Consider the following 3,170-nt stretch of genomic DNA (forward strand, 5'->3'; position numbering starts at 1 on the left):
GGCTCCTGCATCGATCTGCCCCGTTGCTCTGCAACTCAAGGCGTCGTTTGCTGAAAGTGGCGGCTGTTATGGCAGTCGCCCATTGCGTAAAGCGTTACGCGCAAAGGGTATGCAAGTAGGCATTTACAAGATTCGCCGCATGATGCGCGTCAACGGCCTGCGTTCGGCCTGGAAGCGTAAATTTGTGCACACCACCGACAGCAAACATGACCTGCCGATTGCTGAAAATGTATTGAACCGCCAATTTGAACCCGAGGCGGCGAACAAGGCCTGGGTAGCAGACATTACCTACATCCGAACCCGTAGTGGCTGGTTGTATCTGGCTGTGGTGCTGGACTTGTTCTCACGCAAGGTAGTGGGCTGGTCAATGGCGCCGAACATGCCCGCTGAACTGGTGTGCAGTGCAATGCAGCTGGCAGTTGCTCAACGTCAACCGCCACCCGGCTTGATCGCCCACTCGGATCGCGGCAGCCAGTACGCGAGTGCGAGCTACAGAGCGCTACTGGCAAGAAGTGACATGCAGCAAAGCATGAGCCGTAAAGGTAACTGCTGGGATAACGCAGTGATGGAGCGCTTCTTCCTGAGCTTGAAAATGGAGCGGGTATGGCGACGTGATTACGCCAACCATGCCGAGGCGATACGCGACATCACTGAGTACATCGTTGGGTTTTACAACAACGAACGGCTGCACTCGAAACTGGGAGATCTGCCACCGACCGTTTACGAACGGGCGATGGCGTCAAAATCACCTATCGAGGTGTCTGGAATTAGTTGACCACTACATTCTTCGTTTGGTGCTCTCAGCGTCTGAAACACATGGGGGGCATGTGGAGGGCGGAAATTCCATTTCCGGCTGAGAAGAACATGGGGGACATAGGGCCTGTACCATTTGCATTCTGGATGGTGGATAGATACTCATAACCTCCTTGTGGTGATGGGTAACCCGGGTAGAAATCCCTTGGGCGATAATCCCCAGGATTCCAGAATACACCTGGTGGTAGCGCTTTATATTTGATGTTAATTCGCTCTAATAAATCCATGTCATTTAGTCTGTCGGGGCATGATATTCCATTTACACTTCGCACCCACGCTAATGACTGCGCATGGGACATTGATGTATTTGAGCTGATTATCTCTCTAACGTTGGATGCGGTGACACTGATGCACCTGCTTTGGCCGGAGGCGTCTGACACAGTTATGGTTGCTGTACCGTTTCCTTCGCTACGGATCATTCCCGTTTCATCCACGGACGCCACCGCAGTGTTGCATGAGATGTAAGAATAAGGGGGAACTCCGCCTTCGGCGCTTCGACACACTGCAGTGCCTGACGGATCGGCGCCGGTCAGCGCCCATCTTATTGTTTCAAGATCGACTGTAAAGTTCCGTCCCGAGAGATTGACGGGGGACGTGTCTACAATGAACTCGGAAACGGCTTTGACGGTATAAATAGTTATAGGAAAATCGACCGCTGTATCAGGGTCCGCCACTTTGTCGAAGTTCAGCTTGAAAGTGATTCTCAGCGAACTCCCGTCTTTAAGTGTCCGAAGCCATGCGACCCGCGCAGCCGTTAACAAACCCTCCACTTGTTTATGTGCTGCGCCTGCCCAGAAAATGAGTTCTACAGCGTCTCCATTTTTGTTAAATCCGTCGTAACGGAGCCAAATATTCTGATTCAAAGCCTGCAGCAACCATTTGGCGATCCTCAACTGCGCAGTTTCCTCCAACTGAGTTATATCCAGATCATCACCTACTGCGCCGTCGATGGCCGGCGTTGGCAGGTTATTGTCGCCATCGATAATCGGCTGTACGGTCAGATTCACTTCTTTTGAACCCAGCGGGGTGCCATTAAGGGTGACGGTGTAAGTTGTTTTCACCGGCTTACCCAGATTGAACGCCACCACTGAATTGGGTAGAGGAATCTCCTTGTCCGCTTGTACGGTCACGTCGATCGGGCCAACCGTAACGCTGCCCTCACCGGGTGCGCCGCTCCAGGTCACACTCACTTGAGTTCCGATCATGTTTGAGTAAGCCCCAATAACCGCCGTTAGCGTGTCCTTGGCCGCAAAAGGATTGAGGCTATTGCCGCTGGCTTCCTTGATGCTGGGGACTTTTAGATCCAAAGCCTTGATCGTGTAGGCCTTCACCGGCGCTAAAATCGCCTCTTCCTCCACACGGCTCAAGGTCAACGCGGCCTTAAAATGCAGTTCCAGCTTGCTGTCATTGGCCAGATCCTTGAGGAGGTCGTAGGGCACCTGGTAGCTATATCGACTGGCATTGATCCAGTTTTGATTAACGTAGGATGATGGCCATGGCCATCGTACGAAATGGAAATCGTCGCCGTTGCTCTTGGTACCTTTGAGTTCCAGTTTGACCCGTTGATTGACGGCAATGAATGCCCAGACGCCAGCGACCACTGTTGCGCCCGACGTCACCTTCGATAGATCCAGCACCGTGCCATCGGCTTGCTCAATACTGATTTTGTCCAGCTCTGTCGCAGGCAGCGGCATGACGCTCACGATCAAAGGCAAGGATGGAATTGTCTGGCCTGCCGTGACGTCGTAGCTGAGTGTGAAGGTTTTGGTTTCATTGCCGATGTTGGCCGCAATGGCTTCGGCGGGAATCAGGAACTCGACGCTGCCGCTGGCGACGCCCGGTTTGGCCGGGATGTCCGGCGAGCCGGCGCCGGACGTGCCCGTCATGGTCAGTTTGATGTTTTGTTTATCGTTCATGCCCGTGTAGGCCACGATGACCTTGGCTCCGGTCTGAGCGTTCAGAGGTGCCAGCGTCACACTCGCGCCCGTACCGTTGGCGAGTGGCATCCTCGGGAAAGGCAATGGATTTTCCAGCGCCCCCCCGACGCTGAACACCCGCGCATTGGCATAACTGGTACCGCCCACCGCACGCTTGATGAAATACGAGGCTGACACCGTGCCGCCTTCGTTGCCCTTGATCAATCCGGCCTTGATGGAAAACGGCACTTCCTTGCCGGCGGTGAAATCGCTCAAGGTGACCGAATCGCTGGCCGTGCCGGTTTTCGAGCCGACCCATTCCCAGATCACCTCGTCGCCCTTGACCGTGTCCAGATAGATCACGGTCAGGGTGGTGCCGTCGGTGTCGGCGGGCAGGGCGCCGTCGATCAGGCCTTGTACTTCAGGTTCTGGCAGTTCCAG

The 3,170-nt window shown here is 54.5% G+C and carries 1 protein-coding gene and 1 pseudogene; one reads left to right on the plus strand and one right to left on the minus strand.

Going from position 1 to position 3,170, the window contains the following annotated elements; translation table 11 throughout:
* The coding region (locus K5E40_RS34100) for an IS3 family transposase (RefSeq protein ID WP_221734409.1) at positions 1–775 on the plus strand (775 nt) is incomplete at its 5' end.
* Positions 776–800: 25 nt separating this feature from the next.
* Here K5E40_RS34100 and K5E40_RS34105 read toward each other — a convergent pair.
* Positions 801–3,170, minus strand: a pseudogene (locus K5E40_RS34105) (hypothetical protein); the annotation flags it as partial.

The organism is Pseudomonas baetica, from assembly GCF_019733355.1.
GTDB classification, from domain to species: Bacteria; Pseudomonadota; Gammaproteobacteria; order Pseudomonadales; family Pseudomonadaceae; genus Aquipseudomonas; species Aquipseudomonas baetica_A.